The 21,639-nt window shown below is 66.7% G+C and carries 25 protein-coding genes and 2 pseudogenes; 14 read left to right on the top strand and 13 right to left on the bottom strand.

Features of this window, described 5'->3' with window-relative positions; all coding sequences use genetic code 11:
* The first annotated feature begins 299 nt into the window (after positions 1 to 299).
* A complete protein-coding gene (locus FHR38_RS22225; protein ID WP_184536489.1) occupies positions 300 to 1,640 on the top strand; it encodes a M64 family metallopeptidase in 1,341 nt (446 codons plus the stop codon).
* A gap of 101 nt (positions 1,641 to 1,741) precedes the next feature.
* On the opposite strand, the gene FHR38_RS22220 is transcribed toward FHR38_RS22225, so the two are convergent.
* Together FHR38_RS22220 and FHR38_RS22215 are read right to left on the bottom strand one after the other, a co-directional pair.
* Entirely contained in the window at positions 1,742 to 3,277 is a 1,536-nt protein-coding gene (locus FHR38_RS22220; protein ID WP_221449121.1) for a S28 family serine protease, read from the bottom strand.
* 186 nt (positions 3,278 to 3,463) lie between these two features.
* Positions 3,464 to 4,462, bottom strand: coding sequence for a LysR family transcriptional regulator (locus tag FHR38_RS22215; protein WP_184536487.1), 999 nt, complete (start codon positions 4,460 to 4,462; stop codon positions 3,464 to 3,466).
* A 136-nt stretch (positions 4,463 to 4,598) separates the two neighbouring features.
* Here FHR38_RS22215 and FHR38_RS22210 point away from each other — a divergent pair, with 136 nt between their 5' ends.
* Entirely contained in the window at positions 4,599 to 5,606 is a 1,008-nt protein-coding gene (locus tag FHR38_RS22210) for a M64 family metallopeptidase (RefSeq protein WP_312882334.1), read from the top strand.
* Between the two features lie 553 nt (positions 5,607 to 6,159).
* Here the strand turns inward: FHR38_RS22210 and FHR38_RS22205 are convergent.
* On the bottom strand, positions 6,160 to 7,527 hold the full coding sequence (locus FHR38_RS22205; RefSeq protein WP_312882333.1) for an NsdA family TPR-like regulatory protein: 1,368 nt from the start codon (positions 7,525 to 7,527) through the stop codon (positions 6,160 to 6,162).
* 478 nt (positions 7,528 to 8,005) lie between these two features.
* Between FHR38_RS22205 and FHR38_RS22200 the strand changes: the two genes are divergently transcribed.
* From FHR38_RS22200 to FHR38_RS33590, 3 genes and pseudogenes are all read left to right on the top strand, one after another.
* Positions 8,006 to 8,287: a hypothetical protein gene (locus FHR38_RS22200; RefSeq protein ID WP_184536485.1), complete on the top strand. Its 282-nt coding sequence runs from the start codon at positions 8,006 to 8,008 to the stop codon at positions 8,285 to 8,287.
* A 22-nt stretch (positions 8,288 to 8,309) separates the two neighbouring features.
* A complete protein-coding gene (locus FHR38_RS22195) occupies positions 8,310 to 8,453 on the top strand; it encodes a hypothetical protein (protein ID WP_184540511.1) in 144 nt (47 codons plus the stop codon).
* Positions 8,437 to 8,658, top strand: a pseudogene (locus FHR38_RS33590) (helix-turn-helix domain-containing protein); the annotation flags it as partial. The gene FHR38_RS22195 and the pseudogene FHR38_RS33590, both read left to right, overlap by 17 nt.
* Positions 8,659 to 8,877: 219 nt before the next feature.
* Here FHR38_RS33590 and FHR38_RS32415 read toward each other — a convergent pair.
* Positions 8,878 to 9,048 (bottom strand): hypothetical protein, encoded by a 171-nt coding sequence (locus tag FHR38_RS32415; RefSeq protein ID WP_246446689.1) that lies wholly within the window; start codon positions 9,046 to 9,048, stop codon positions 8,878 to 8,880.
* A gap of 61 nt (positions 9,049 to 9,109) precedes the next feature.
* Between FHR38_RS32415 and FHR38_RS32410 the strand changes: the two genes are divergently transcribed.
* From FHR38_RS32410 to FHR38_RS22175, 4 genes are all read left to right on the top strand, one after another.
* The gene (locus FHR38_RS32410) at positions 9,110 to 9,673 is read left to right on the top strand and encodes a hypothetical protein (RefSeq protein WP_246446686.1); all 564 of its coding nucleotides are present in this window, start codon (positions 9,110 to 9,112) and stop codon (positions 9,671 to 9,673) included.
* Between the two features lie 71 nt (positions 9,674 to 9,744).
* Entirely contained in the window at positions 9,745 to 10,104 is a 360-nt protein-coding gene (locus tag FHR38_RS22185; RefSeq protein ID WP_312882332.1) for a hypothetical protein, read from the top strand.
* 4 nt (positions 10,105 to 10,108) lie between these two features.
* Positions 10,109 to 10,642, top strand: coding sequence for a hypothetical protein (locus FHR38_RS22180; RefSeq protein ID WP_184536482.1), 534 nt, complete (start codon positions 10,109 to 10,111; stop codon positions 10,640 to 10,642).
* A gap of 441 nt (positions 10,643 to 11,083) precedes the next feature.
* Positions 11,084 to 11,305 carry a hypothetical protein gene (locus FHR38_RS22175; protein WP_184536481.1) on the top strand — a complete coding sequence of 74 codons (222 nt, stop codon included), beginning with the start codon at positions 11,084 to 11,086 and terminating at the stop codon, positions 11,303 to 11,305.
* Between the two features lie 33 nt (positions 11,306 to 11,338).
* Here FHR38_RS22175 and FHR38_RS22170 read toward each other — a convergent pair whose 3' ends face one another.
* From FHR38_RS22170 to FHR38_RS22160, 3 genes are all read right to left on the bottom strand, one after another.
* Positions 11,339 to 11,788 carry a SitI3 family protein gene (locus FHR38_RS22170; RefSeq protein ID WP_184536480.1) on the bottom strand — a complete coding sequence of 150 codons (450 nt, stop codon included), beginning with the start codon at positions 11,786 to 11,788 and terminating at the stop codon, positions 11,339 to 11,341.
* A gap of 14 nt (positions 11,789 to 11,802) precedes the next feature.
* Positions 11,803 to 12,225 carry a CdiA C-terminal domain-containing protein gene (locus FHR38_RS22165; protein WP_312882585.1) on the bottom strand — a complete coding sequence of 141 codons (423 nt, stop codon included), beginning with the start codon at positions 12,223 to 12,225 and terminating at the stop codon, positions 11,803 to 11,805.
* A 173-nt stretch (positions 12,226 to 12,398) separates the two neighbouring features.
* Entirely contained in the window at positions 12,399 to 12,926 is a 528-nt protein-coding gene (locus FHR38_RS22160; protein ID WP_184536478.1) for a DUF6244 family protein, read from the bottom strand.
* A gap of 150 nt (positions 12,927 to 13,076) precedes the next feature.
* Here FHR38_RS22160 and FHR38_RS31660 point away from each other — a divergent pair, with 150 nt between their 5' ends.
* Both FHR38_RS31660 and FHR38_RS31655 read left to right on the top strand, forming a co-directional pair.
* Positions 13,077 to 13,280, top strand: a complete 204-nt coding sequence (locus FHR38_RS31660) for a hypothetical protein (protein ID WP_221449119.1) — start codon at positions 13,077 to 13,079, stop codon at positions 13,278 to 13,280.
* A 120-nt stretch (positions 13,281 to 13,400) separates the two neighbouring features.
* Complete coding sequence (locus FHR38_RS31655) at positions 13,401 to 13,913, top strand: type I restriction endonuclease (protein ID WP_221449118.1); 513 nt, start codon at positions 13,401 to 13,403, stop codon at positions 13,911 to 13,913.
* Positions 13,914 to 14,123: 210 nt separating this feature from the next.
* On the opposite strand, the gene FHR38_RS22150 is transcribed toward FHR38_RS31655, so the two are convergent.
* Positions 14,124 to 14,852 carry an Atu4866 domain-containing protein gene (locus FHR38_RS22150; RefSeq protein WP_312882331.1) on the bottom strand — a complete coding sequence of 243 codons (729 nt, stop codon included), beginning with the start codon at positions 14,850 to 14,852 and terminating at the stop codon, positions 14,124 to 14,126.
* A 132-nt stretch (positions 14,853 to 14,984) separates the two neighbouring features.
* Between FHR38_RS22150 and FHR38_RS22145 the strand changes: the two genes are divergently transcribed.
* Complete coding sequence (locus tag FHR38_RS22145; protein WP_184536477.1) at positions 14,985 to 15,827, top strand: helix-turn-helix transcriptional regulator; 843 nt, start codon at positions 14,985 to 14,987, stop codon at positions 15,825 to 15,827.
* Positions 15,828 to 15,854: 27 nt separating this feature from the next.
* Here the strand turns inward: FHR38_RS22145 and FHR38_RS22140 are convergent, their stop codons facing one another.
* From FHR38_RS22140 to rox, 4 genes are all read right to left on the bottom strand, one after another.
* Positions 15,855 to 16,316 carry a MarR family winged helix-turn-helix transcriptional regulator gene (locus FHR38_RS22140; RefSeq protein ID WP_184536476.1) on the bottom strand — a complete coding sequence of 154 codons (462 nt, stop codon included), beginning with the start codon at positions 16,314 to 16,316 and terminating at the stop codon, positions 15,855 to 15,857.
* On the bottom strand, positions 16,313 to 16,702 hold the full coding sequence (locus FHR38_RS22135; protein WP_312882330.1) for an EVE domain-containing protein: 390 nt from the start codon (positions 16,700 to 16,702) through the stop codon (positions 16,313 to 16,315). The genes FHR38_RS22140 and FHR38_RS22135 overlap by 4 nt, the downstream gene beginning before the upstream one ends.
* Before the next feature lie 17 nt (positions 16,703 to 16,719).
* Entirely contained in the window at positions 16,720 to 17,139 is a 420-nt protein-coding gene (locus tag FHR38_RS22130) for an SRPBCC family protein (protein ID WP_184536474.1), read from the bottom strand.
* 227 nt (positions 17,140 to 17,366) lie between these two features.
* Positions 17,367 to 18,809 (bottom strand): rifampin monooxygenase, encoded by a 1,443-nt coding sequence (gene rox, locus FHR38_RS22125; protein WP_184536473.1) that lies wholly within the window; start codon positions 18,807 to 18,809, stop codon positions 17,367 to 17,369.
* A 282-nt stretch (positions 18,810 to 19,091) separates the two neighbouring features.
* Here rox and FHR38_RS22120 point away from each other — a divergent pair.
* Positions 19,092 to 19,355, top strand: a pseudogene (locus FHR38_RS22120) (aldo/keto reductase); the annotation flags it as partial.
* 120 nt (positions 19,356 to 19,475) lie between these two features.
* On the opposite strand, the gene FHR38_RS22115 reads toward FHR38_RS22120, so the two are convergent.
* Positions 19,476 to 20,426: a helix-turn-helix transcriptional regulator gene (locus FHR38_RS22115; protein ID WP_184536472.1), complete on the bottom strand. Its 951-nt coding sequence runs from the start codon at positions 20,424 to 20,426 to the stop codon at positions 19,476 to 19,478.
* A 75-nt stretch (positions 20,427 to 20,501) separates the two neighbouring features.
* Here FHR38_RS22115 and FHR38_RS22110 point away from each other — a divergent pair, with 75 nt between their 5' ends.
* Positions 20,502 to 21,635, top strand: a complete 1,134-nt coding sequence (locus FHR38_RS22110) for an epoxide hydrolase family protein (RefSeq protein ID WP_312882584.1) — start codon at positions 20,502 to 20,504, stop codon at positions 21,633 to 21,635.
* Positions 21,636 to 21,639 lie beyond the last annotated feature (4 nt).

Raw genomic sequence — 21,639 nt, 5'->3', positions numbered from 1 at the left:
CAGAATCCCTTCGGAAGAGTTTGGTTCAGCGGGATGCCTTGGAATCGAGGGCGTCCCAGACGGAGTCCCCGAGCCCGGTTATGGCCGCTCCCGGCCTACCGGGCCGATCCCGGCAGCGCAGGAATGGCACCGCTGTCGGGTTCCATCCCGACCGGGGATATCCACCGCGTTATCCCCGGCTCCGAGCTGCGGATATGCCCAACCTGCCGGACAGGCGGCCAACCCGGACCGCGCCGACGTGACCCGATCGTGACCGGTGGCAGGCAACACTCTGCGCACTTCCCCGGAAAGGAGAACCCGTGCGCAGACTCCCCCTGCTCGTCGGCGCCCTTCTCGTCACCAGCTGTGTTCTGGCCGTACCCGCCCACGCCCAAGGCCCGAGCGAGCGAAAGGTCGAGGTCTTTGGCGAGCACGGCCCACAGGGTTATGTGGAGGTGCCGGCCCAGGTCGGTGCCCAGCAACGGAGCGTGGCCCCGCCGACCGCGACGGTGACGCCGATCGAGATCAACGGCCCCAGTGACAAGCGCATCGACCTGGTCTACCTCGGCGACGGCTACACCGAATCCGAGCAGGACCTGTACGCCAGCCAGGTGGCCTACAGCTGGAACATCCTGGCCCAACGCGAGCCGTTCCGCAGCTATCGCACACTCTTCAACGTCTGGCAGGTCAACGTCGTCTCCAACGAGTCCGGCTCCGACAACGACCCGACCGAGGGCGTGGTCAAGGACACCGCGCTCAACAGCACCTACTACTGCGACGGCCTGGAACGCCTGATCTGCCTCGACGTTCCCACCGCCGAGTCGTACGCGGGGCTCGCTCCCGCGTTCGACCAGATCGCCGTCGTCATCAACAGCCCCACGTACGGTGGTGCCGGCTACATCGAGGACAACCTGGTCACCTTCTCCGGCGGACACTCGGCCGGACCGGAGATCCTGCCGCACGAGCTCGGCCACTCCCTCGGCGACCTGGCCGACGAGTACCCGTACTGGGCCTACCCGGATGACGGCAGCACCTACACCGGCGAGGAACCGCCGTACGCCAACGTCTCCGTCCACAACGCCAACCAGCAGGTCACGCAGCGAACGAAGTGGTGGTACTGGCTCGGTGAGGCCAGCCCGGACGGCGGCACCATCGGCACGTTCGAAGGCGCCTACTACTACAACCTCGGCATCTACCGGCCCAGCGACAACTCGCTGATGCGCTCCCTGCGCCAGCCGTTCAACCTGGTCGGCCGCGAGGAGATGACCCGTAAGCTCTACGAGACGACCGGTCTGGTCGACAGTGCCACCCCGAACAGGGCACCGGTCCGGGACCGGGCCACACTGACGGTCGCCCCCGTGCCCATCCCGACGGTGACCACCCGCTGGTTCATCAACGGCCATGAGATCACCCAGTGGGCTGGCCGGACCTCCGTCGAAGTCCTGACCAAGAAGCCCAAGCAGCCCAAGGGACAGCCGGAGTCACCGTGGTGCGGTCGCAAGGACCTGCGGGGTAGGGGTGCCTGCACCTACACGGTCCGGGTCACCGACACCACCGGCTTCGTCCGGAACCCCACGTACCAGCGGGACATCCTGAGCTCGACGATCACTTGGAATGTCCAGGACAAGCCCGGTGGCGGCCGACCCGGCTCCACCGCCTAGTCTGCCGGGTCACGATGTCGCCGAGGGTGTCCAGGTCGGCTGTCACGCCGATCTGGACACCCTTTGGCGCTGCCGTCGTTGGCAGCAGGCAGATACTGCCGTCAGTGGCGGCAGGCCCGGGGATCGCCGTCCGCCACGCATCGTTCATCCAGTTCGGTCCGGAAGCCCCGGACCGGCAGGCGCTTTCCAGCCCGGCTGCTCGGTCCCTGACCCGACTCGACCGACGAATCCGGGGTGGCCCAGCGCAGCAACGCGGCGGTGGCGACAGCGCCGTCAGCCCCGGTCAGTCCGGCGATGTTGGCACCGTGGTTGGCACCCGATGCCTTGAACACAAACGAGTCGCGCGTGCCCGGACCGAGCCGGAACGGCTCGGAGCCCCACGGGTCCCGCTCGCCGTAGACAAACATCAACTCCGAGCCATCGTGCCGGACCCAGTTGTCGACGTGGCGCATCACCTGCGGTTCGAACCGGCCCACCGGAATGTCCCGCGGCACCCAGTTCGCCGCGTCGTAGGCCCCGGGATAGCGCAGCAGGCCCCGGAGGTGCCTGAACTTGAGAGCGGGCGAGCCGAGCTGGGTGGCAGCCTGGTAGTAGTACGGCGCGTACGGCGTCAGGCCCTGGTCGGTGTAGAAGGTGAAGCCCGCGACATCGTCGAGGAAGTCCCAGATGTCGTCCGTCGCCGCCCCCGTCTTCGGCACACTCGAACACCAGGCCTGGCCCAGGTACTGCCAGAAGGCCCAGACGGTATCCATGACCAACATCTCGAACGCCACGTCGGCCGTACCGAAGATGCTGGTGAACGTGAAGCCGTTGGTCGTCGCGTACGTCTCGAAGCGCGGCACCAGCTCGCCTCGCCGCCGTAGCGCCTCGGCCTGGAGGTTGCTCAGGTCGGCCCGGCACACCGGGTCGGTGCCTACGGAGGCGAAGAAGGCATCGTAGGCAGAGTCCTCCTTGTTCACCACGTCGTTGGGCGCAACGTAGGCGACCGTGCCGTCGACGTCGTCGGGAAAGAACCTGCGGTGGTAGACGGCGGTCATGCCACCCTTGCTGGCGCCCGTCGAGATCCATTTGCTGGCGTAGATGGGCTTGAACGCTTCGACGACACGGTGTTGGTCACTGGCGGCCTGCCAGATGTTCAGATCCCGCCAGTCCGTCGGGGACGGCCGGGACGGCACGAAGAAGCGGTGTTCCAGTGAGATCTGGTTCCCACCGAGCAGCCGCGTGGGCTCCGACCGGGAGGTCCCGGTGGAGACGCCGTAACCGGAGGTATACAGAACCGTCGGGAGATCGACGTCGAGGTGCATCAGGTTGATGCGCTGCGCGAAGCTGCCCCTACCGGGGTCCCGATGGTCGTTCGGCTGGCGAAAGGTCAGGATGAACTGCCGGTAGCCCAGCGCCACCGTCCGGTCGGAAACCACCGTCACGCCGGGAATCGCCTCGATCCGCGTACGGATGTCCGCCCCAGCGCTGCTGGCTGCCGCCACGGTGCCGGTTGCCTCAGCAGTCCCGGCTGCCGCTGCGGTGCCGGCGGTGCCGGTTGCTTCCGCGGCGGCAGGCCGGGAGCCGACCGCCGCGCCCAGGCTGCTGGCGAGCGCCAGCGCGAGAGCGAAGTTCGATATTCGTCGCCAGTGCGTCACGAAGGCTCCTCGGATAGGAGTGGGCCGGGCCGGCCGAGTGGGACTGTGCCGACGTCGACTGTGGTCTATCCGCATCGATTAGGGAAGACTGATGCTCCGCCATGCTTGGCGCAGCTTCGTCGGCCCGCTACAGGTCGACCGCTGCCACTCGTTGACGTACGCCGAAATAACCTACAAAGTCCGAGGTCAGACTGAATCCATAAGATCTGCATTATGGAAAGCTGGGATGGCCGGTAATCCATCGTCGTCGTGCCGGCGTAGCCACCTGAGATACTCGGGGCGTCGCGCGGCATACGCCTGGTACGCCTCCCGGGCCAGCCGGACGAGGTCGTCGAAGTGCTCGGCCAGCGGACCGTCCCGGCGGCACACCAGAAGGTGACGCAGGGTGATCGGGTTGCCGGCGAGAGGTCGCACCACTACCCCGTCGCTGGCCGGAAACACGGCCTGGCACGGACTGATGGCTCGGCGGGTGGCGACCATCTCCCGGATCGGAACGGCATCGGAGATGGTGTAGAGCACGCGTGGAGCGAAGCCCGCCTGCTGACACGCCAGGTGCCAACAATCCGGCCAGCCGGCCCCGTCCGACGGGGTCAGGGCCATCGGCTCGTCGGCGAGATCCGCCAGATCCACCTCGTCGCGCTCGGCAAACCGGTGCCCCTCCCACAGGGCCACGAAGACCGGCTCAAACACGATCACCTCCCACAGCACAGTGGGCGGTGGCCGCAGCTCGAAACCCGGATAGTCGAGCATCGCGGCGGCGTCCAGCCGGCCGGATTGCAGCAGTTCCCACAGCAGCCGCGGCGAATACTCAGCGTGCAGTCGAACCTCGACATCGGGAAGATGGTCGCCGAGCCGATCGGCGAGCCCAACCGAAACCGGGCCGGCGAGTCCGCCGAGGCGAACCGTGTCGGTCACCGGCCGGATCTGGCGAGCGGCGGTGCGGTGCAGGTCCTCCATGGCCATCAGCACCGTACGGGCGCGGACGAGGACGAACTGCCCCAGCGACGTCGGCCGGACGCCGTGCCGCCCTCGCGTGAAGACCTGGCCGCCGATCTCCCGTTCCACCCGCTGCAACAAAGCTGTGAGGGCCGGCTGGGACACGCCCAGCGTGGCTGCGGCCTTCGTGATGCTCCCGGTGTCGGCGATGACACACAGGGCCCGCAGGTGACGCAGCTCCAGGTTCATCACCCGGATGTTATGGCATGTCGTGATTGCCGAACGTCACGAATTCACCTCGATATTTAGAAGCAGGTCGCGCGGCCATCCGTTCACGATCGAGCCTAGGAGGCCCACGTTGCGTCCGATCATCCGGTTAGCCGCCGTGACAGTCATCGTCGTGGCAGCCGCAGCCGTCGTATCGCCGACTCAGGCGTCGGCGGCCCCCGCACCCGATGCCCCGGCCGGAACCCGCTGGCTGGAAGCGTTCTCGCCCGACGGGACGATAAGCCAGGTCGCGGCCCCGGCCGAGGCCGCCCCGACAACGACCGCCGGTGTCACCGCAGCACCGCCGCCTGCCACCGTCACCGCGCTCCAGCAGACCGGGAGCACGGCCGACCGGTTCGACCTCGTCTTCGTCGGCGACGGCTACACGTCGTCCCAGCTCGCCCTCTACCACCAGCACGTCGCCGAGAAGTGGGCCACGCTCACCACGATCGCCCCGTACAGCACCTACAAGAACTACTTCAACGTGTGGATGGTGGACGTCGTCTCCGCCGAATCGGGTGTGGACAACGACCCCAACCAGGGTGTCAACAAGAACACGGCACTGGGCATGTACTTCTGGTGCTCCGGGACCGAGCGCCTGCTGTGCCTCAACGAATCGACGGCCAAGTCGTACGCGGCGAACGCCCCGGCGGTCGACATGATCGTCGCCATCGGCAACAGCACCAAGTACGGCGGCGCCGGCTACAGCAGCATGGCCACCGCATCCGGCGGCAACGCCCAATCCGGGCAGATCGTCCAGCACGAGCTGGGCCACTCCATCGGTGGCCTGGCTGACGAGTACGACACGCCGTACAACCGCTACTCGGGGGCCGAGCCCAGCGCGCCCAACGTAACGAGGTACACCGCCAGCCAACTCACCTCCCGCAAGACCAAGTGGTACGGGCTGCTGGGACAGAGCACGCCAGACGGCGGTGTCATCGGTGCGTACGAAGGGGCGTACACCTACAAGTACGGCATCTACCGGCCGTCGGAGAACTCCCTCATGCGCTCGCTCGGCAAGCCGTTCAACACGATCGGCTTGACCGTCATGACACAGAAGCTCCTCGCAAAGATCAATCTCAACGCCCCACCCACGTTCGTCACCAGCCAGGAAACAGGCGGCTAGTTCTGCTGTAACCAGGAACGTTCGCGGTGGTGGGGTCAGCTTGCGTGTCATGGCGGGCTGGCCCCAGCGTCGTCGTTGTCGTCCGTTGCAGATGCGGGCGCGCTCGGGACGTGGGCCGGCTAGAGCGTAGGAGTGACGAGCGCTCCCTAACTGACGGTCACGGTGTCGCCCGCGAGGCCGGCAACAACTGACACCAGTTAGCGCTAGCCCCAGGGATCGTCCTCCGAGAACTGGTCATGACCTGCTGTCTCGCCATCTGCCTCGGTCTGGTTGCCCCAATCGACGCACGTGGGCCGCTCGTCTGTGGCGACGTACGTTCTCCAGAACCTCACTCGGCCGTCCGCTCCCATGACGTAGACCCGTCGACGACGTCCTGTCGTTCCGCTCCGTGCGCAACCGCAGCAAGCCGCCAACGCGCTTGGTCGAGCGTGGTGCGGGCCACGCAGAGGGCGGCAGCTACGGCGTGCAGATCGGCTATCTTGACACGTCTGGTCGCGGCGACCTCAGGGAGTGCACCCATGCCCCTCCAGACTCCACCGCTGATGTTTGCGTCTCAGGTGGCGATCAGGTCTCTGGCGTCCTGACAGAAACGGTGGACCGTTGGAGTACGTCGATACGGGGTCAGGCTGCCGACAAGGTTCCGCACGTGCTTGATGCACCTCGCGGAAGTGACCTGGCCAGTGAGGGTATCGACGGCCTGGTCACCGAGGGCAAGCGCTTTGTCCAGGTCGGGATGACCTTGCCGGACGTACGTAGTGGCGAGCAGGGCGTTTCGCAGCGCGCCTTCACGGCTGTACTCGTTGCCCTGCAGCCGAAGCGCTGCTCGTAGGTGCTCTCGGGCACGTGACCAATCTTCGAGCTTGACGTAGCAGTAGCCCGCCTGCGCGTGAGCCTGCGCCTCGTTGATCCAGTAGGCCCAGTCCGGGTCGCCGTACTCAGGCCGATTGTCGGCGAGCCGGTCGAAGGCACTGTCGAGTGCACGGCGGGCATCAGCCACCGACTGATTGTTGGCATACGCCTCGGCAGCCCGCAGGTCGAGGATCGCCGCCACCTTCGGACTCGTACCCGGGTAGCTCGCCCGCGCGGTTTCCGCGAGGGTCACGGCTTGCCGGAGTTGCCCGAGGTCCTTGGCCTGGCAGGACATGAATCCGAGAATGTTCGCACCGAGCCCACGGTCACCAGCGGTGTGAGCCTGGTAGAGACCGGCGATCCAGAACCGCTGCGCCTGACTGTGGTGGCCATTGTCGAATGAGAGCCAGCCGGCGAGGCGCAGCAGCTCACCGGCGGTGGTGTGAAGGCGGCGGCCAATGGTGTCCGGGTAGCGACGATTGCGCAGCACTCCGACGACTATGCTCAGGTGCTCGCGAACCAGGCCTAGGGTTTGTCCGCTGCCGAGATGGTCGTCCATGCGTCGGAGGCTGGCCGTCACGGCGTCCAGGTGGTCAACGACCTCGCCGGAAAGCGGACGACCGGTGGTCGACGCAACGTCTAATGGCTGCTGGGTGATCAACCACTCGTGCGCAGGTGACGTCAGTGCAGATCCGAGCAGAGTGAGAAACATCCGTCGGTGCATCATTCCTTCAGGTTCGTTCACGACCTCGGCCGCTTGCAAGGCCCCGGCTGGTGACCAGGGCAGCTCCAAGCCGGCAGAAGCGGTCATAGCCTCAAACCCGTCGTCAGGCCAACCCAGCTCATCGAGAGTGACCGCTCGGCGTAACTGCTCGGACAACAGCGCGATGGTCAACGATGGCCACGGACTGCGGGGGACGTCGCCTTTCTTCCACTTGTACGGCGTCTTGAGGTGCAGTCGCTCTGTTCGGCCATGTCGTTCCGCGCATTCATTGAGGCGCCGGGCAAGCTGTTCGGGCTGCCAGCCCACCTCGGTCAACAAACGGCTGATCGCATCCCCGCTGAGTGTCACCTTCCCCTGACCCTCCATGCGTAGTGGCCGGTCACACGCACAGTATCGGACACATCGTGAACAGGGAGCCCTCGGCACTGATCCGCACCGATAGGCACCACGCGCACCGACCCACGCCACCGCCTCGGTGAGGTCAACTCGACGCACCCGAACGGACAGTGACCCGATTCAAGTCCGGTGGAACGGCCGGGGGTTGTGGGTGCGGCAACCCCCTGCCCCCGGCCACGCCAGAAGATGAGAGTGCTCGTGATCGACGAGAACATTCCGTACGCCAACCTGCTGTCGGCGGTCCTGATCGGCCTCCTCACACCGGAGACTGGGCGGTGAGCCGGCGGCGGGAGTACCACGGGCGGCATCGGCTGGAGGACCGGCGATCCGCCACCCCTACCCGACCGGCGTGGGACGTTCCGACCGCCCTGATCGGACCGGTCCTCCCCCACGCCCAGCAGCGCATCCTCTCCGGACAGGCAGGCAGCCGATGACCGCACCCGACCTGCCGTGCATCCCACCCGGCACCCTGCTGCGGCTCGACAGCGAGGACTGGTACCACCCGGACGAAGCCAACTGCGACGTCGACCGCACCGTTGCCCTGATCGTCGCCAAGGTGCACACCGACAGCACATCGGCCACCAGCGTCTCGGTCTGGATCACCGGTCACGCCCCCGAATGCACCTGGCCCACCAGCGAATACCACCCACCCTGCATCCAGCTGCGCGTACGCTGCGAAGCCCTGCGCCGGATCGTCGAGGGTCAACGGTGACCGGGCGGGGGTGTGGGCGCTCGTGATCGAGGAGATCCTGTCGATCCTGTTCGGCGGCCTACTGCCGGGGTTCCTGCCCGGACTCCTCGCCTTCAAGGTCAAGTCGCGGTGGTGCCCCCGCTGCGGCGAGTCCACCGAGGCCATGCACCGTGTGGACCACCGATGACCGGGCCAGGCCGACAGCGCAACAGCGAGACGTCGCCAACGGGCGGCGAGTGGCCCAGCTACGAGCGCGGCGCGGAATGACCCAACAGGTCTTCGCCAACCGGATCGGCAAATCGAAAAGCTGGGTCGACAAGGTCGAGCGCGGCGTGCGACAGCTCGAACGGCTCTCGGTCATCGAGGCTGTCGCCGAGGCGCTCGGCGTCACCCCGGAGATCCTGCTCACCCGCCCCGCACGACAGCCGAAGTCAATCGAGGATGTCGCCGGGGCAGTGGAGCAGGTGGGGGCCGCCCTGGCTTGCTACGACTCCCCCGGCGCCGGCGTCGACGAGCACCAGCCGCCGCCGTCAGTCGCCGCCCAACTGGCGTACGCCTGGACGGCGTACCAGCACGCCGACCACCCACAGGTGCTGCGGATGCTCCCCGACCTACTCCACGACGCCCGCACCCTCGCAGCCACCACCGGCCCAGCGCACACCCTCGATCTGCTGGTACAGGTACACCGGCTCGCTGCCCACCTGCTTGTCAAGCTCGGCGAGCCCAACCTTGCCTGGCTGGCTGCCGACCGGGCGATAGCCACCGCCGCCGGGAATCCGCACCGCGCTCGCGACGATTCCACTGGCTCAGGCGCTCCGCACCCTCAACCGAGGCCGGCTGGCGATGGCCGCCAGCATCACCGCCGTACGCCAGCTCACCCCGCCGCCATCCCACAAGCCCGCGCCGGACGACCTGGCCCTGGCCGGGACTCTGCTGGTCGAAGCCGCTCTCTCGGCCGCGACCTGCCGGGACGCGACCGCCGCCCGTGACCTCGCCGACCACGCGGCACGTCTGGCCGGCACGCACGACACCCACCCCGACCGCGACAGCGGCGACATCGCGTTCGGGTCCACCGTGGTCGACCTCGCCCGCGCCCTGATCGCCGCCAGCTTTGGCGACAACCACCAGGCCATCACCATCCACCAGTACGCCACCAGCAGCGACGCCTGGGGACGGCTACCCGCCGAACACCGAGCCGCCCATCTGATCGACATCACCCGCGCCTACCTCGACCTCGGCAACCCTCGCACGGCTGGCCAAGCCCTGGTCACCGCCGACCGCATCGCCCCCGCCGAGACCCGCATCCGCCCCACCGCCCGTACCGCACTCACCGCCGTGCTCCGCACCGGCACCACCACGGCCGACGTAACCCGCCTCGCCACCACCATCGGCCTGACCCGCCCATGAACCTAACCTCCCTCAGCGAGCGGATTCGGGCCCTGGCCAGAGCTGACTGGGACGCCGCGGACGCCTTCGCGGTGCAGCTCGGCCGCGACGGTTGGACAGGCGGCCTGCAATTCATCGGTACCGTGTTCGCGCTCGCGGTCGACGAGCACTTCGGACCCAACGCTACCCCAGCCGATGTGGCCGCCTTCGTGTCGATGACCCAGGCGTCGCACCAGGAACTCGACTGCCTGCCAGCTCTCGAAATGGAGCATCTGATCCGGGCCGCCCTCGGCGAGCCAGAGCTCGCCGACCCCATTGCCGCCGTAAACATGCTCGGGATCGAGATCTTCGTCCTCGGCTACCTACTTCCCCGGGCGCACCTGACCTCAGCAGAGCTCGATGAGTTCGTGGCCGAGGCTGAGCAACTCGCGGATCCCTGGCAATTATCGTGAGCCGATGGACACGTCCCAGCCGCAGGCACCGCACGACCACGGCCAGCAGCCGTACGGGCCACCGCACGGGGAGGCGTACGGGCAACCGTCCTCACCGCCGCCTTCCATGCCGCCGCGTCGCCCAGGTGTTCGGGGGAAGGTGATCGCTGCGGTGGTCGCCATGTGCGTGGTGCTGATTGCCACCACCGCCGCTGGGGCGTTCCTGATTTGGCAGCGCGTCAGCAGCGGCGACAACCAGCAATCCACTGTGTTTGTCATCCGGCTCTGCAGCGCCCAGTCACCGAATCCCGCGTGCCGACAGCAGGATTACACCGACGCGCAGGCCGCCGCGATCAAGGAGACTCTCGTCGAGAGTGCCGCGACCATGTACGTGACCTTCGACGAAGCTGTCTCCGTCACCGCATCCGAGTCCTCGCAGAAATGGACCGCTGCAGCGTTCTTCCTACATACCGTCAGACCAGAGAAGATCGCGACAATCAAGGCTCTCGTCGAGGGACAGCCCGGCGTGGACGAGGTCACGAAGGTGGGCCTCGGCTAGCCCCTACTTCAGGAGGGTGGAGGCAGTGGCGTACCCCGAGGCGTTGACCGCAGCGCTTGGCGGTGTGACCGTCCACCAGTTCTACCGATGGCGGTCTGGATCATCGCCGCTCCTGGTTCCCGAGACAAGTTCGACCAGGCCGATTGAATACAGCTTCAGAGACCTCATCGCAATCCGCATGGTTGCCAACCTGCGTACTGGTTTTTGCTGCAGAAGATCCGTGAGGCGTCAGCCAACCTGCAAGACCTGACTGATGTCGAACACCTTTCCAACTATCGCCTAATCGACGACGGTCGCACCATAGTCTGGGCACCGAGGGCCAACAGGTAGACATTCTCAAGCAGCCCGGACAAAAGCTGCTGGTAACCATGAAGGACGTACTCGGGGAGTTCGAAGGATGGACGGGCGCGACCATCGTTCCACTCCGCAGACCCAAGGCCGGTGTTGAAATCGATCCCGACGTTCCACAGGGGTTTCCCGGTCATCGGGAGCACCCGCATCCCCTACAGCACATTGTCGGATCTGGTGACCGACGGCCTGGACCTAGCAGGCATCCGCTACTTCGATCCGTCCGTGCATGAAACAGGAGTGACCGGAGTGGTGGAGTTCGACCGCTACATCCGGGCATACAACAGACCGGACGTCAACAAGCGGACGGCATGAGAATTGAAATTACGTTGGTGATCTCAACTGGGCTCAATCCGGAAGGATCCCTACGTATTCCTCATCGAACCAGTCGGCAACGTTGTGCTTTCGCAGCTCGCCCCCAACCCGAGTCAACATCAACCAGTTGCCGTTCAGCACGAGCGCGGCATCTTCCGGCCGAGCAGCCAAGACGCGGCCCACGGCCTTGATCATGTTAAGCGTCCCTTTCTCGGCAAGCATGTCCTTGCGCATATGGAAATTCACATCCACATACGGGTCGGGCTCCCACACCCATTGCTCTCCATTGTCGTCCTCAGCGTCGTAGTAGCCCCCACTACCCGCCGTAATGCTGACGGCATATCCGAGTTGATCGGAGAGGTCAGCACTGAGCATCCGACCGCCGGACAATGTCGAGGTCTCGACAGCGGTCGGAGCAGCGAACTCCGCCACCTGCTCCAAGGGGATATTGCCAGCGAGCGTTAGTCGATAGTTAATGGACACCTCTACGCCCTTCCTCAGTCTCGCTTGACGATCTGCACGATCGCGCCGCTCCGCGTAACAGCCACGAGCTCCTTCAAGTCGGACAAGGGCCAGTCATCGAACTGCTTCTGCAGGGCGGAGAGGTCGCCTTGCCAATCCTGAAGGTTCAAGGTCACACGCTGCGCCTGGCCCTCATCAACCTTCTTGGAAACCTCGCTCCAAACACCGCGCACCGGCTTGTGCGCAGTGGGAGCGTAACAATCAAAAACATGGCCCTCAATCAGGAAGTCAGGAGATCGCCCAGGATCACCAGCGTCCCCCGTGTTGCGTCGAGATTCGCTGATCTCCTGCTCCGTAGGATTCTGGTGGATCCGGTAGCCCTGCTCGGCGACCCTGTCAGCACATTCATTTTCCAGTTCGAGAGCACGCCGTTGCGGAGGCTTGTCGTTTGGCGAGATTCTGGCCCGCGACCCGGTTGCCGACCCACCAAGGACACCGGTCCGACGTCGGGTCCATGGCATACCTACGCCGGTCCTACGGGGGGAAGCGACACCACCAGTGGAGTCTGCCGAGGTCGAAGGCTCTGCGGAGGCACGGGAAGGGCTGGTCGGCAGCAGGCCGCCAGCCCCTGTCAGTTTCCCGAGATCCCCAACTGCCGCGCCTCAGCCGTCGCCACCTCAATGGCTTGTCGGGCGTCACCGGAACGCTGGGCCACCAGCACCACCACCTGCTTGACGTTATCCAGCGCCGACAGCATCGGTCCCGGCTGACCGCCCTGGAGAACCATGGCAACGAGTCGCTGGGCTTGGCTAATCTGCTCTATCACGCCGACTGCCATCTCATGGAGACCACTCACGGCGTTCTGGACGGATGCGAGCCCGGCAATTGTCTCCTGCGGAGTGCCACCCTCCGGAACGACAGTAGCCAGCTTCATTGCTTCACCGGTTGCCCCGGCAAGACCATTCAGGCCGCCTTGAATGGCGTTGATCGCCTCGCGCACCCGAGCCATGCCTGCCGCCAACGCGGCAAAGCCAGCTCCGGCCGCCCGTAGCGCCACGTCTTGTGCCTGTTGGTCGGCTGCGGCTGCGCGCCCCTGAGCTGCCTCGATGCCTGCTGTGAGGGCGGCCAGCTCACCGGCGATCTTCTCGGTGTGCGACATGACGCAGGTCCTCATTCGGAGAAGGTAAGGCTCAAAGCGCTGAACCTACCAGCCCTCATAGGTGACCAAAGATCGCTCGCCTAGATCTGCTTCGATCAGTAGGCTCTGCGGTGGTCCGGCTCCGGCACCCGGACCGGCACGAGAGGCGACATGGCCGTCCACCACGAGTTGGTTTTCGGTGACACAATCGTCGCCGCGATGCTGGCCAACGGCTGGGCCGAGGGCAACAGCGCCGACTACCGCCCCGAGCTTGGGCTCGACAGCCACCAGCTCTTCACCTTCATCGGGGCGACCCAGACCGCCGAGTGGGATGACCTGGTCACCTACTACGGCGGTGACCCCAACGAGGCGTAGCGCGGATTCGTCAAGCGGCTCGACCAGGCGATCTCCACCGAAGGACTGCTCGACGTACTCCGCAAGGGCGTCAAGGACCAGGGCGTACGCATTCGGCTCGCCTAATTCAAGCCGTCCTTCGTGGAGTCGGACGCGATCCTGACCGACTACCGCGAGATCCGGCTCACCGTGGTCCGGGAGTTGGCGTACGCGACCAAGCAGGCCGACCGGGGCAACCGGCTCGATCTCACGCTCTTCCTCAACGGCATTCCCGTCGCCACCGCCGAGCTGAAGAACCCGCTCACCGGTTCCGGGGTCGAGCACGCCAAGGAGCAGTATCGGGCCGAGCGCGACCCGAGCGAGCTGGTCTTTTCGCGTCGGGTCATCGCCAACTTCGCCGTCGACCCGGACCTGGTCTTCGCCACCACCCAACTGCGCGGCGCGAAGACCCGATTCCTGCCGTTCAACACCGGCAGCGCCGGACCGGGCCGATCGGGTGGCAAGGGCAACCCCCCGGCCACCGCCTACGGCACATACGCCATCTCCTACCTGTGGGCGGAGATCTGGCAGCCGGACAACTGGCTCGGCCTGCTGGAACGTTTCGTCCGCCTGCACCAGGAGAGGGCGCGGACGGGCGTACCCGAAAGGCCTTGATCTTCCCCCGCTACCACCAGTGGGACGTGGTGAAGAAGCTGACCGCGCACGCCGAGCGGCACGGGGCCGGGCACAACTATCTGATCATGGCCTCGGCCGGCTCCGGTAAAAGCACGTCACCGCGTTCCAGGTCGCCGATTTGCGGCTCCATCGTGACGACGGTGCCGCCGGTGAACAACATCATGTGGGTGTCTCCTCTGCTACCTGTGGTCACTGCCGGTGGAAGGTGTAGCCGGCGTGGTGCAGCACGCCGTCGGTGAATACGCCGTACGCCCAGAAGCCCAGGTCGTCGCGGTAGACGATCCGGTCACCGTCGATCCAGAACGACCCCTGGTACGCGTGGGGCCGCCCGCCCCGCGTCTCGTCGTACCGGCCGTCGGCGGTCAACTCCTGGTGCACGAAGCCGGTCTCGTCGATCCACATGCCGAGGTACGGGCTCTGGATCGACCGGAGGCGCAGATCGGGCTCGGCCGGGGCGGGCGTGAGGCGTCGGCCGTTGAAGAGCGCAACCTCGCCGTCGACGACGATCGCAACGGCCTGTTCCGGCCGCCAGACGATCATCTCCAGGGCGGACGCGCCCGGGGCCCGGCCGGCGATCACGGCGAAGCTGGCCGGGTTCCCCGGGGTGAGCGTGCCGACCCGGTCGGCTGGGCGGGCGCGCAGGCCGGCGACGGCGACACCGTCGACGATCGCGGGCACGATGGTCAGCCCGGTGCAGTCGACGACGATCGCACCGTCGTCCTCGGCCGCGGTGTGCAGGCCCGGACCGACTCCGACGATCACGTCGCCGCCGAGCAGCAGGTCGGCGGCGGGTAGGTCACCGATCACCGGGTCGAGCGTGTGGATGGTGGCGTTGACGAACATCAGCGGACGGCGCAGGTCACCGGTATTCCCGATGATCTTCGCCAATACCGCCTCGTCGAGTATGCGGACACTCACGTCGTACCTCCGGATAGGGGTTGGGTGTGGTCCTCCCACCGTCGGGGACGCCGGAACCGACAACCAGGCCGGCGGTAACCGGGGTGCGGCGCACCCTGGCTGGGCCGAAGCCGCCTGGCTACCGTTGGTGGCATGCCGACAACCGCACTCGGGACGTTCCTCGCTGCCCGACGTGCCCGCCTGACGCCGGACGACGTCAACCTCGTGTCCAGCGGCAACCGACGGGTCGTAGGGCTACGACGCGAGGAGATCGCGGTGCTCGCGGGGGTGAGCGTCGACTACTACACCCGCCTGGAGCAGGGACGGGAGCGCAACCCGTCAGCGTCGGTGCTGGACGCCCTGGCCCGTGCGCTCGACCTCGGTCCGGATGCCCGCGACCATCTGTTCCGGCTGGCCGACGTCTCGCCCGGCAGCGTGCCGGTGCCCGCCCGGCCCCGGGTCGAGCAGGGCCTGCGGGAACTGCTCGACGCCTGGCCAGACACTCCGGCGGTCGTCATCGACCTGCGACTCGACCTGCTGGCCCGTAACGCGCTGGCGGATGTCTTCTACGCGGACTTCGCCGAGGCGGACAACCTCGTCCGGATGACCTTCCTGGATCCGGCCGGCAGCACGTTCTTCGCCGACTGGCGGCGGGCGGCCGAGGCGTGTGTGGCGAACCTACGCCTGGCCCTCGGACATGACCCGCACGACCAGCGGGCGCGGGAGCTGGCCGAGGAGGTGGGTGCGGCCAGCCCGGAGTTCCGACGGCTGTGGGAGCGCAACGACGTGCAGGGCAAGACACACGAGGCGAAGACTTTCCGGCACGGCGCGGTGGGCGAGCTGACGTTGTCGTACCACGCGTTCGATGTGCGGGGCACGCCCGGCCAGCAGCTCATTGTCTACCGCGCGGAGCCGCACAGCCGAAGTGCCGAGGCGCTTCGGCTTCTGGGCACGCTGGCGGCCAGCAAGAGGCCGATTCCGGCCGCGCTCGGCTGAGCCCCCGGACCGACGTTGAGCAGCCGCCTACGAGGCGGCTCGGTGTGCGTTGTCGAGGGTTCCCAGAAGGCGCGTGAAGTCTCGTGTCGCAGCGCCCAGGGCCGCGAAGTAGGCACGGTCCGCGTCTTCCACCGCGGTGTTCGCGCGGTTGACCAGGGCCACGCCCGCAGCCGTAGGGGTGAGTGTCCGGGCACGCCGATCTTCCGGATGCGGCGCGCGTTCGATGAGCTGCTTGTCCTCTAGGACCCGGAGGACCTGCGAGGTCATCATCACGTCGGTGGCTGCCTGGTCGGCGAGGTCTCTCTGGGTGACGGGAGTGGCGCGGCCCATGGAGGTCAGGGTGGCCAGAAGGACGAACTGCACATGCGTCAATCCAAACGGAGCGAGCGCGGCCCGGATGGCTCGTTGCCACGAGTTCGTGACCCGCCAGAGCATCAGGCCCGTGCTCGTCGAGGGGTCCGAGTGTGCGGTGACCAGTTCGCCTTTCATGTCTTCATCGCCTCTCCGAGAACTTCGACATCGTGTACGTCGAGAGGCACGAGACCGTAGCGAAGCTGGTAGCCCCAGTTCGGCTCAGCTGTCAGGTGCAGTCGCGAGCGCACCTCCTCGAGCGGAACCGGCCTTGCTGGTAGATAGGCAAGGCGTCGCCGGTAGGGCTTGAAGTCGCCCTCGTCCGCCTGCCAGATGTCGTCGTCAGGGACGATGCCGATGGCGGTGAAGCACTGGTACGGCACACGGTCCTCTCGCTGCCGGGTCGGTGAGTAATAGACGAGAGTGTCACCCGCACGTATCCGCGAGAGCCCCGAACGCTTCCCGTGGTTGAGCTGCGCGATGCCCAGCTCCTCGCCTCGACGCACATGCGCCTCGGATACCACGCCTAGCCACCCGCGGCTCATGCGGAGTCCAGGTACGTCAGCAGACCGACCACGCTCGACCGCGCGGCGTCGGCTATACCTCGCCCGATGATGCGCCTCCACAGCGGGGCGAGGGGCCCGTCGATTCGTATCGTCACGGTCACCAGAGCACCCTCCGGAGCAGGCTCGACAACATGTTCGAAGGTCAACGTCGCGCCCGGCATCGATGAGGTGTTCGTGAAGACTCGGTCAGGATCGGCGACCGTGACCGAGAACGAGACGGTAGGCCCGGATGCCGGCCGCATCCTGCCCGTGCTCCCGAGCACAGCGGGCCCCTCGAAGATCACCTCGCGCACCTCGGAGTCCCACTCCGGCCAGGTAGCGGGATCAGCCCACCGTGAGTACACGACCGAAGGAGCGTGCGTCGTCTGAGCAGAGCAAGAACTGAGCACAGCCATGCCAATAGTATGCGCACTTATCATCTCCGTCACAAGCCGCGACCGACAGCTTGGGCGCGCGAAGGTCAGCCAGCGAGTACGACTACACGACCAAGCCCATCGCCGCCACCGGATCGACGATGGGCACTTCGAGGTGGTCCAGCATCTCGAAGGGAACTTTCCCGGCGGAACGGTTGACCTGCGTTACCGGGTCACCCTGGCCGACGCGTTGATCAAGGAGCTGACGATCAGCTTTCAGCAGTTTCCTTGTCGGCGGCACCGAACCATCGGGGCAGTTGGTGGAGCAGATCCTGCTGGTCGTCACCGGCCCACGCGACGTGCCCGTCCGGCCGCAGCAGTACGGCGGGCACGTCCAGTTCCTCGCTGACGTCGACGACGTGGTCGATCCGATCCGCCCAGCCTGCCACCGAGAGTTGGCCGGTCTGGTCGAGCAGCAGTCCCCGGCCATCGTGGGTCAGTTCGTAGAGCCGCCCCCGCTTGAGCTGTACGTCCCGCATCCGCCGGCCGAGCAGTTCATGCCCGTCACCGAAGTCGTACCGGACCCCGATCGCGGTGATCTTCTCGATCAGGTACCGGTTCACCTCCTCGAAGTCCATCAGTTCCGACAGCAACCGGCGTACCGCCTGCGGCCCCGGCTCGGTGGACATCAGCTCGATCTGTGCCCGCGTGTTGTCCAGCACGTCGGCGGCCACCGGATGGCGTTCTGTGTGGTAGCTGTCGAGCAGGCCCTCCGGTGCCCAGCCGGTGACCTCGGCGGCCAGTTTCCAGCCGAGGTTGACCGCGTCCTGGATGCCGAGGTTGAGCCCCTGCCCACCAGTCGGCGGGTGGATGTGCGCCGCATCGCCGGCCAGCAGCACCCGACCCGTGCGGTAACGCTCGGCCAGCCGGGTGGCATCGCCGAAGCGGGACAGCCAACGCGGTGAATGCACGCCGAAGTCGGTGCCGGCGTACGCCCGCAGTTGCTGTTTGAACTCCTCCAGGGTCGGCGGGACCGTACGATCCTCGGCCACCCCCTCGGCGGGTACGACAACCCGGTACACCCCGGCTCCGAAGGGCCCGACGCCGAACCGCTTCTGGGTCTTACGGACTTCGGCCACCACGGCCGCCACCGTCTCCGGCGGTACCGCCACCTCCATTTCGCCCAGCAGCGTCTCCACCCTGCTGGGCTCGCCGGGAAAACCGACACCGAGCAGCTTGCGCACCGTGCTGCGACCGCCGTCGCAGCCGACCAGGTAACGCGAGCGCAGGGGTGTGCCGTCCGCCAGCTCGACGGTCACCCCTTGGTCGTCCTGGCTCAGCCCGACCAGTTCGCAGCCGCGCCGCATCTCGACGCCGACTTCGGCAGCCCGCTCGGCCAGCAGGCGCTCGGTGACCGGCTGCGGGATGCCGAGAACGTAGGAGTGTGCGGTGTCCAGCCGGTCCGGCCACGGCTTGTCGATACCGGCGAAGAACCCGGCGACCGCGTACTGCTGGCCGTGCGCGAGGAACCGTTCCAGCAGGCCCCGCTGGTCCATCAGCTCGATGCTGCGTACGTGTAGGCCAAGTGCGCGGACGTGCCCGGTCGGAACGGTCTCCCGCTCCAGGACGAGCACGGACACACCGTGCAGGCGTAACTCACTGGCCAGCATCAAGCCGGTCGGTCCGCCCCCGACGATGATCACGTCGAACATGGATCCCCCCATTGTCTTGGGCCAGTTACCGCGCACGAATCAGCAGCGCACCCACGCGCATGCGTACGTCGCGAATCCCTGTTTTCCGCAGGTCCTGGCTTCGGCCGGAGAATTCTGCGGCACGACCCGGGTCTTGCCGCAAGACCCCCACTGCGATATACGTTGAGAGTGGCAGGAAGTTGTTGCTCTCCCTGCCCTCTGCGTCCGACCCTGATTCTGGATGGCTTCCCAACCGCAGTCGCCTATATCGAAGGCTGCGATCAGGACAACCCTCACCGGCTACTCGCCGGCCAAGGTATCGCCTACGTGCCCTTCTTCCCGCTCGGCGGCTTCAGCCCGCTGCAGTCCTCGACCCTGTCTTCGGTGGCCGCCCGACTGGCCGCGACGCCGATGTGCGTCGCCTTGGCCTGGCTGCTGCAGCGTTCGCCGAACATCCTGCTGATCCCCGGGACCTCGTCCGTGGCGCACCTGCGCGAGAACGTCGCCGGCGCGGGGCTGTCGCTCTCCGGGGACGACATTGCCGAGTTGGACAAGATCGGCCGCTGACGGGACGTCCGCCGCCTAGCTCCCCGTGACCGCGTGTTGGTGGGTCCGCACAACCGTGGCGTCGACCTGACGTTCGGCAGCGACGACTGGGCCTTGCCGTTGCGCGGGTTGCTGGGGGGGTCATTGGGCAGCGTCGGCGAGCCGGGTGGCGAGGTCTCGGATGTGTACGACGAGTTCGGGTGGGTGGTGGATCTGGAAGCGGAAGCCGAACGATGCGACGTAGATGGCGATTTCGTCAAGGGAGTTGGATCCGGTGTGCAGAAGGCAGGTGTGCGGATCGACGGCTTCGATGACACCGACGGTGGGTGAGATGCGTTCGGCGGCGGTTTCCGCCGACGTGTACAGGGTGATTCGGGCCTGGTAGCGGTAGGGGGCGGTGGAGACTCCATGGGTCAGGTAGCCGGCGAGGTCGACGTCGGGTGCCGGTCGGGGGGTGAAGCGGGGGCCGGTCGGGACGCGGGGATGGATTCGGTCGACCCGGTAGGTGCGCCAGTCCCGCCGGTCGGTGTCCCAACCAACCAGGTACCAGCGTCGGCCGGTGTGGACCAGCCGGTGTGGTTCGGTGTCCCGTACCGAGGTGGTGCCGTCGTGGCTGCGGTAGTCGAAGCGGAGCCGCTGGTGGTCGCGGCAGGCGGCGGCGACGGCGGTCAGTGCGTCGGGGTCGACGGTGGGGCCGGCGGACGGGACCGTGACGGTGACCGAGTGCAGCAGGTTGACCCGGTGGCGTATACGGGAGGGAAGGACCTGTTCGAGCTTGGCCAGTGCGCGTAGCGAGGTTTCCTCGATGCCGGTAATCGTGCCGCTGGCGGCGGTGCGTAGCCCGATGGCGATGGCGACGGCTTCCTCGTCGTCGAGTAGTAGCGGCGGGAGCTTCGTGCCGGCACCGAGTCGGTAGCCGGCTACGCCGGGGGTGGCATGGACCGGATAGCCGAGGTCGCGCAGCTTCTGGATGTCTCGGCGCACGGTCCGCACGTCGACCTCAAGGCGTTGTGCCAGGTCGGTTCCGATCCAATCACGGGGAGTCTGCAACAGCGAGAGCAGACGCAGCAGTCGGGCGGAGGTTTCCAACATGTCCCACAGTCTCTCAGCGACCTAGGACCGGACCTGTCCTAGCTCGCCGGTAGCATTGTGTTCATGAGCGAAGAGATCACCCCGTTCCGGATCGAAATTTCCCAGGAGCACCTGGACGACCTGCGTCACCGGCTCGCCAGCACCCGTTGGCCGGCCGAGGTGCCCGGTGCCGGTTGGGAGGCTGGGGTGCCGCTGGGCTACCTGAAGGATCTGGCCGACTACTGGCACACCACGTACGACTGGCGTGCCCACGAGGCACAGCTGAACGAGTTTCCCCAGTTCACCACCGTCGTCGATGGACAGAACATTCATTTCCTGCACGTACGTTCGGCCGAGCCGGACGCGCTGCCGCTCATCCTCACCCACGGCTGGCCCGGCTCGGTCGTGGAGTTCATGAAGGTCATCGGACCACTGACCGATCCCGCCCGCTACGGGGGCGACCCCGCTGACGCCTTCCACGTCGTCGCCCCATCGCTACCCGGCTTTGGCTTCTCCAGCCCCCTCACCACCCCGGGCTGGAGTACCGATCGGGTGGCCCGCGCCTGGGCCGAACTGATGGGCCGCCTCGGCTACCACCGCTACGGCGCGCAGGGCGGTGACACCGGGGCGATCGTCTCCCCCAAACTCGGCCGGGTCGACTCTGAGCATGTGATCGGCGTACACGTCAACAACCTGGGCACCTTCCCCTCCGGTGACCCGACCGAACTGGCCGATCTCACCGAGGCCGACCAGGCCCGTCTCGCACTCATGACGACCTGGGGCCGGGACATGAGCGGGTACGCCATCGTCCAGTCGACCCGGCCGCAGACGATCTCCTATGCCCTCACCGATTCACCCGTCGGCCAGCTCGCGTGGATCGTCGAGAAGTTCAAGGAGTGGACCGACCCGAGCGCCGCCCTGCCCGAGGACGCTGTCGACCGCGACCTGATCCTCACCGACGTCTCGATGTACTGGCTGACCGGCACCGCCGGATCCGCCGCCCGCATCTACTACGAGGACGCCAACAGCTGGGGCCAGGCCCAGCCACGCTCCTCGGTACCGACCGGGGTGGCGGTGTTCCCCAACGACATCACCCTCCGACCCCTCGCCGAACGCGACCACAACGTGGTGCACTGGACCGAGTTCAGCCGCGGCGGCCACTTTCCCGCCATGGAAGCACCCGACCTCCTCGTCGACGACGTACGCGGATTCTTCCGCAAGCTCCGCTGACGCC

Origin of the sequence: Micromonospora polyrhachis (genome assembly GCF_014203835.1) — a bacterium.
Classification (GTDB): domain Bacteria; phylum Actinomycetota; class Actinomycetes; order Mycobacteriales; family Micromonosporaceae; genus Micromonospora_H; species Micromonospora_H polyrhachis.
The sequence above is the reverse complement of the archived record's forward strand: the minus strand, read 5'-3'. Positions and strand labels throughout refer to the sequence as shown.

Coding starts and splice junctions, on each gene's coding strand:
- FHR38_RS22215 (WP_184536487.1), bottom strand. CDS start 4,462: ATGAACCTGGAGCTGCGTCACCTGCGGGCCCTGTGTGTCATCGCCGAC.
- FHR38_RS22200 (WP_184536485.1), top strand. CDS start 8,006: ATGACCGCACCCGACCTGCCGTGCATCCCACCCGGCACCCTGCTGCGG.
- FHR38_RS32410 (WP_246446686.1), top strand. CDS start 9,110: ATGGCCGCCAGCATCACCGCCGTACGCCAGCTCACCCCGCCGCCATCC.
- FHR38_RS22180 (WP_184536482.1), top strand. CDS start 10,109: ATGGACACGTCCCAGCCGCAGGCACCGCACGACCACGGCCAGCAGCCG.
- FHR38_RS22160 (WP_184536478.1), bottom strand. CDS start 12,926: ATGTCGCACACCGAGAAGATCGCCGGTGAGCTGGCCGCCCTCACAGCA.
- FHR38_RS31660 (WP_221449119.1), top strand. CDS start 13,077: ATGGCCGTCCACCACGAGTTGGTTTTCGGTGACACAATCGTCGCCGCG.
- FHR38_RS22145 (WP_184536477.1), top strand. CDS start 14,985: ATGCCGACAACCGCACTCGGGACGTTCCTCGCTGCCCGACGTGCCCGC.
- FHR38_RS22140 (WP_184536476.1), bottom strand. CDS start 16,316: ATGAAAGGCGAACTGGTCACCGCACACTCGGACCCCTCGACGAGCACG.
- FHR38_RS22130 (WP_184536474.1), bottom strand. CDS start 17,139: ATGGCTGTGCTCAGTTCTTGCTCTGCTCAGACGACGCACGCTCCTTCG.
- rox (WP_184536473.1), bottom strand. CDS start 18,809: ATGTTCGACGTGATCATCGTCGGGGGCGGACCGACCGGCTTGATGCTG.
- FHR38_RS22115 (WP_184536472.1), bottom strand. CDS start 20,426: ATGTTGGAAACCTCCGCCCGACTGCTGCGTCTGCTCTCGCTGTTGCAG.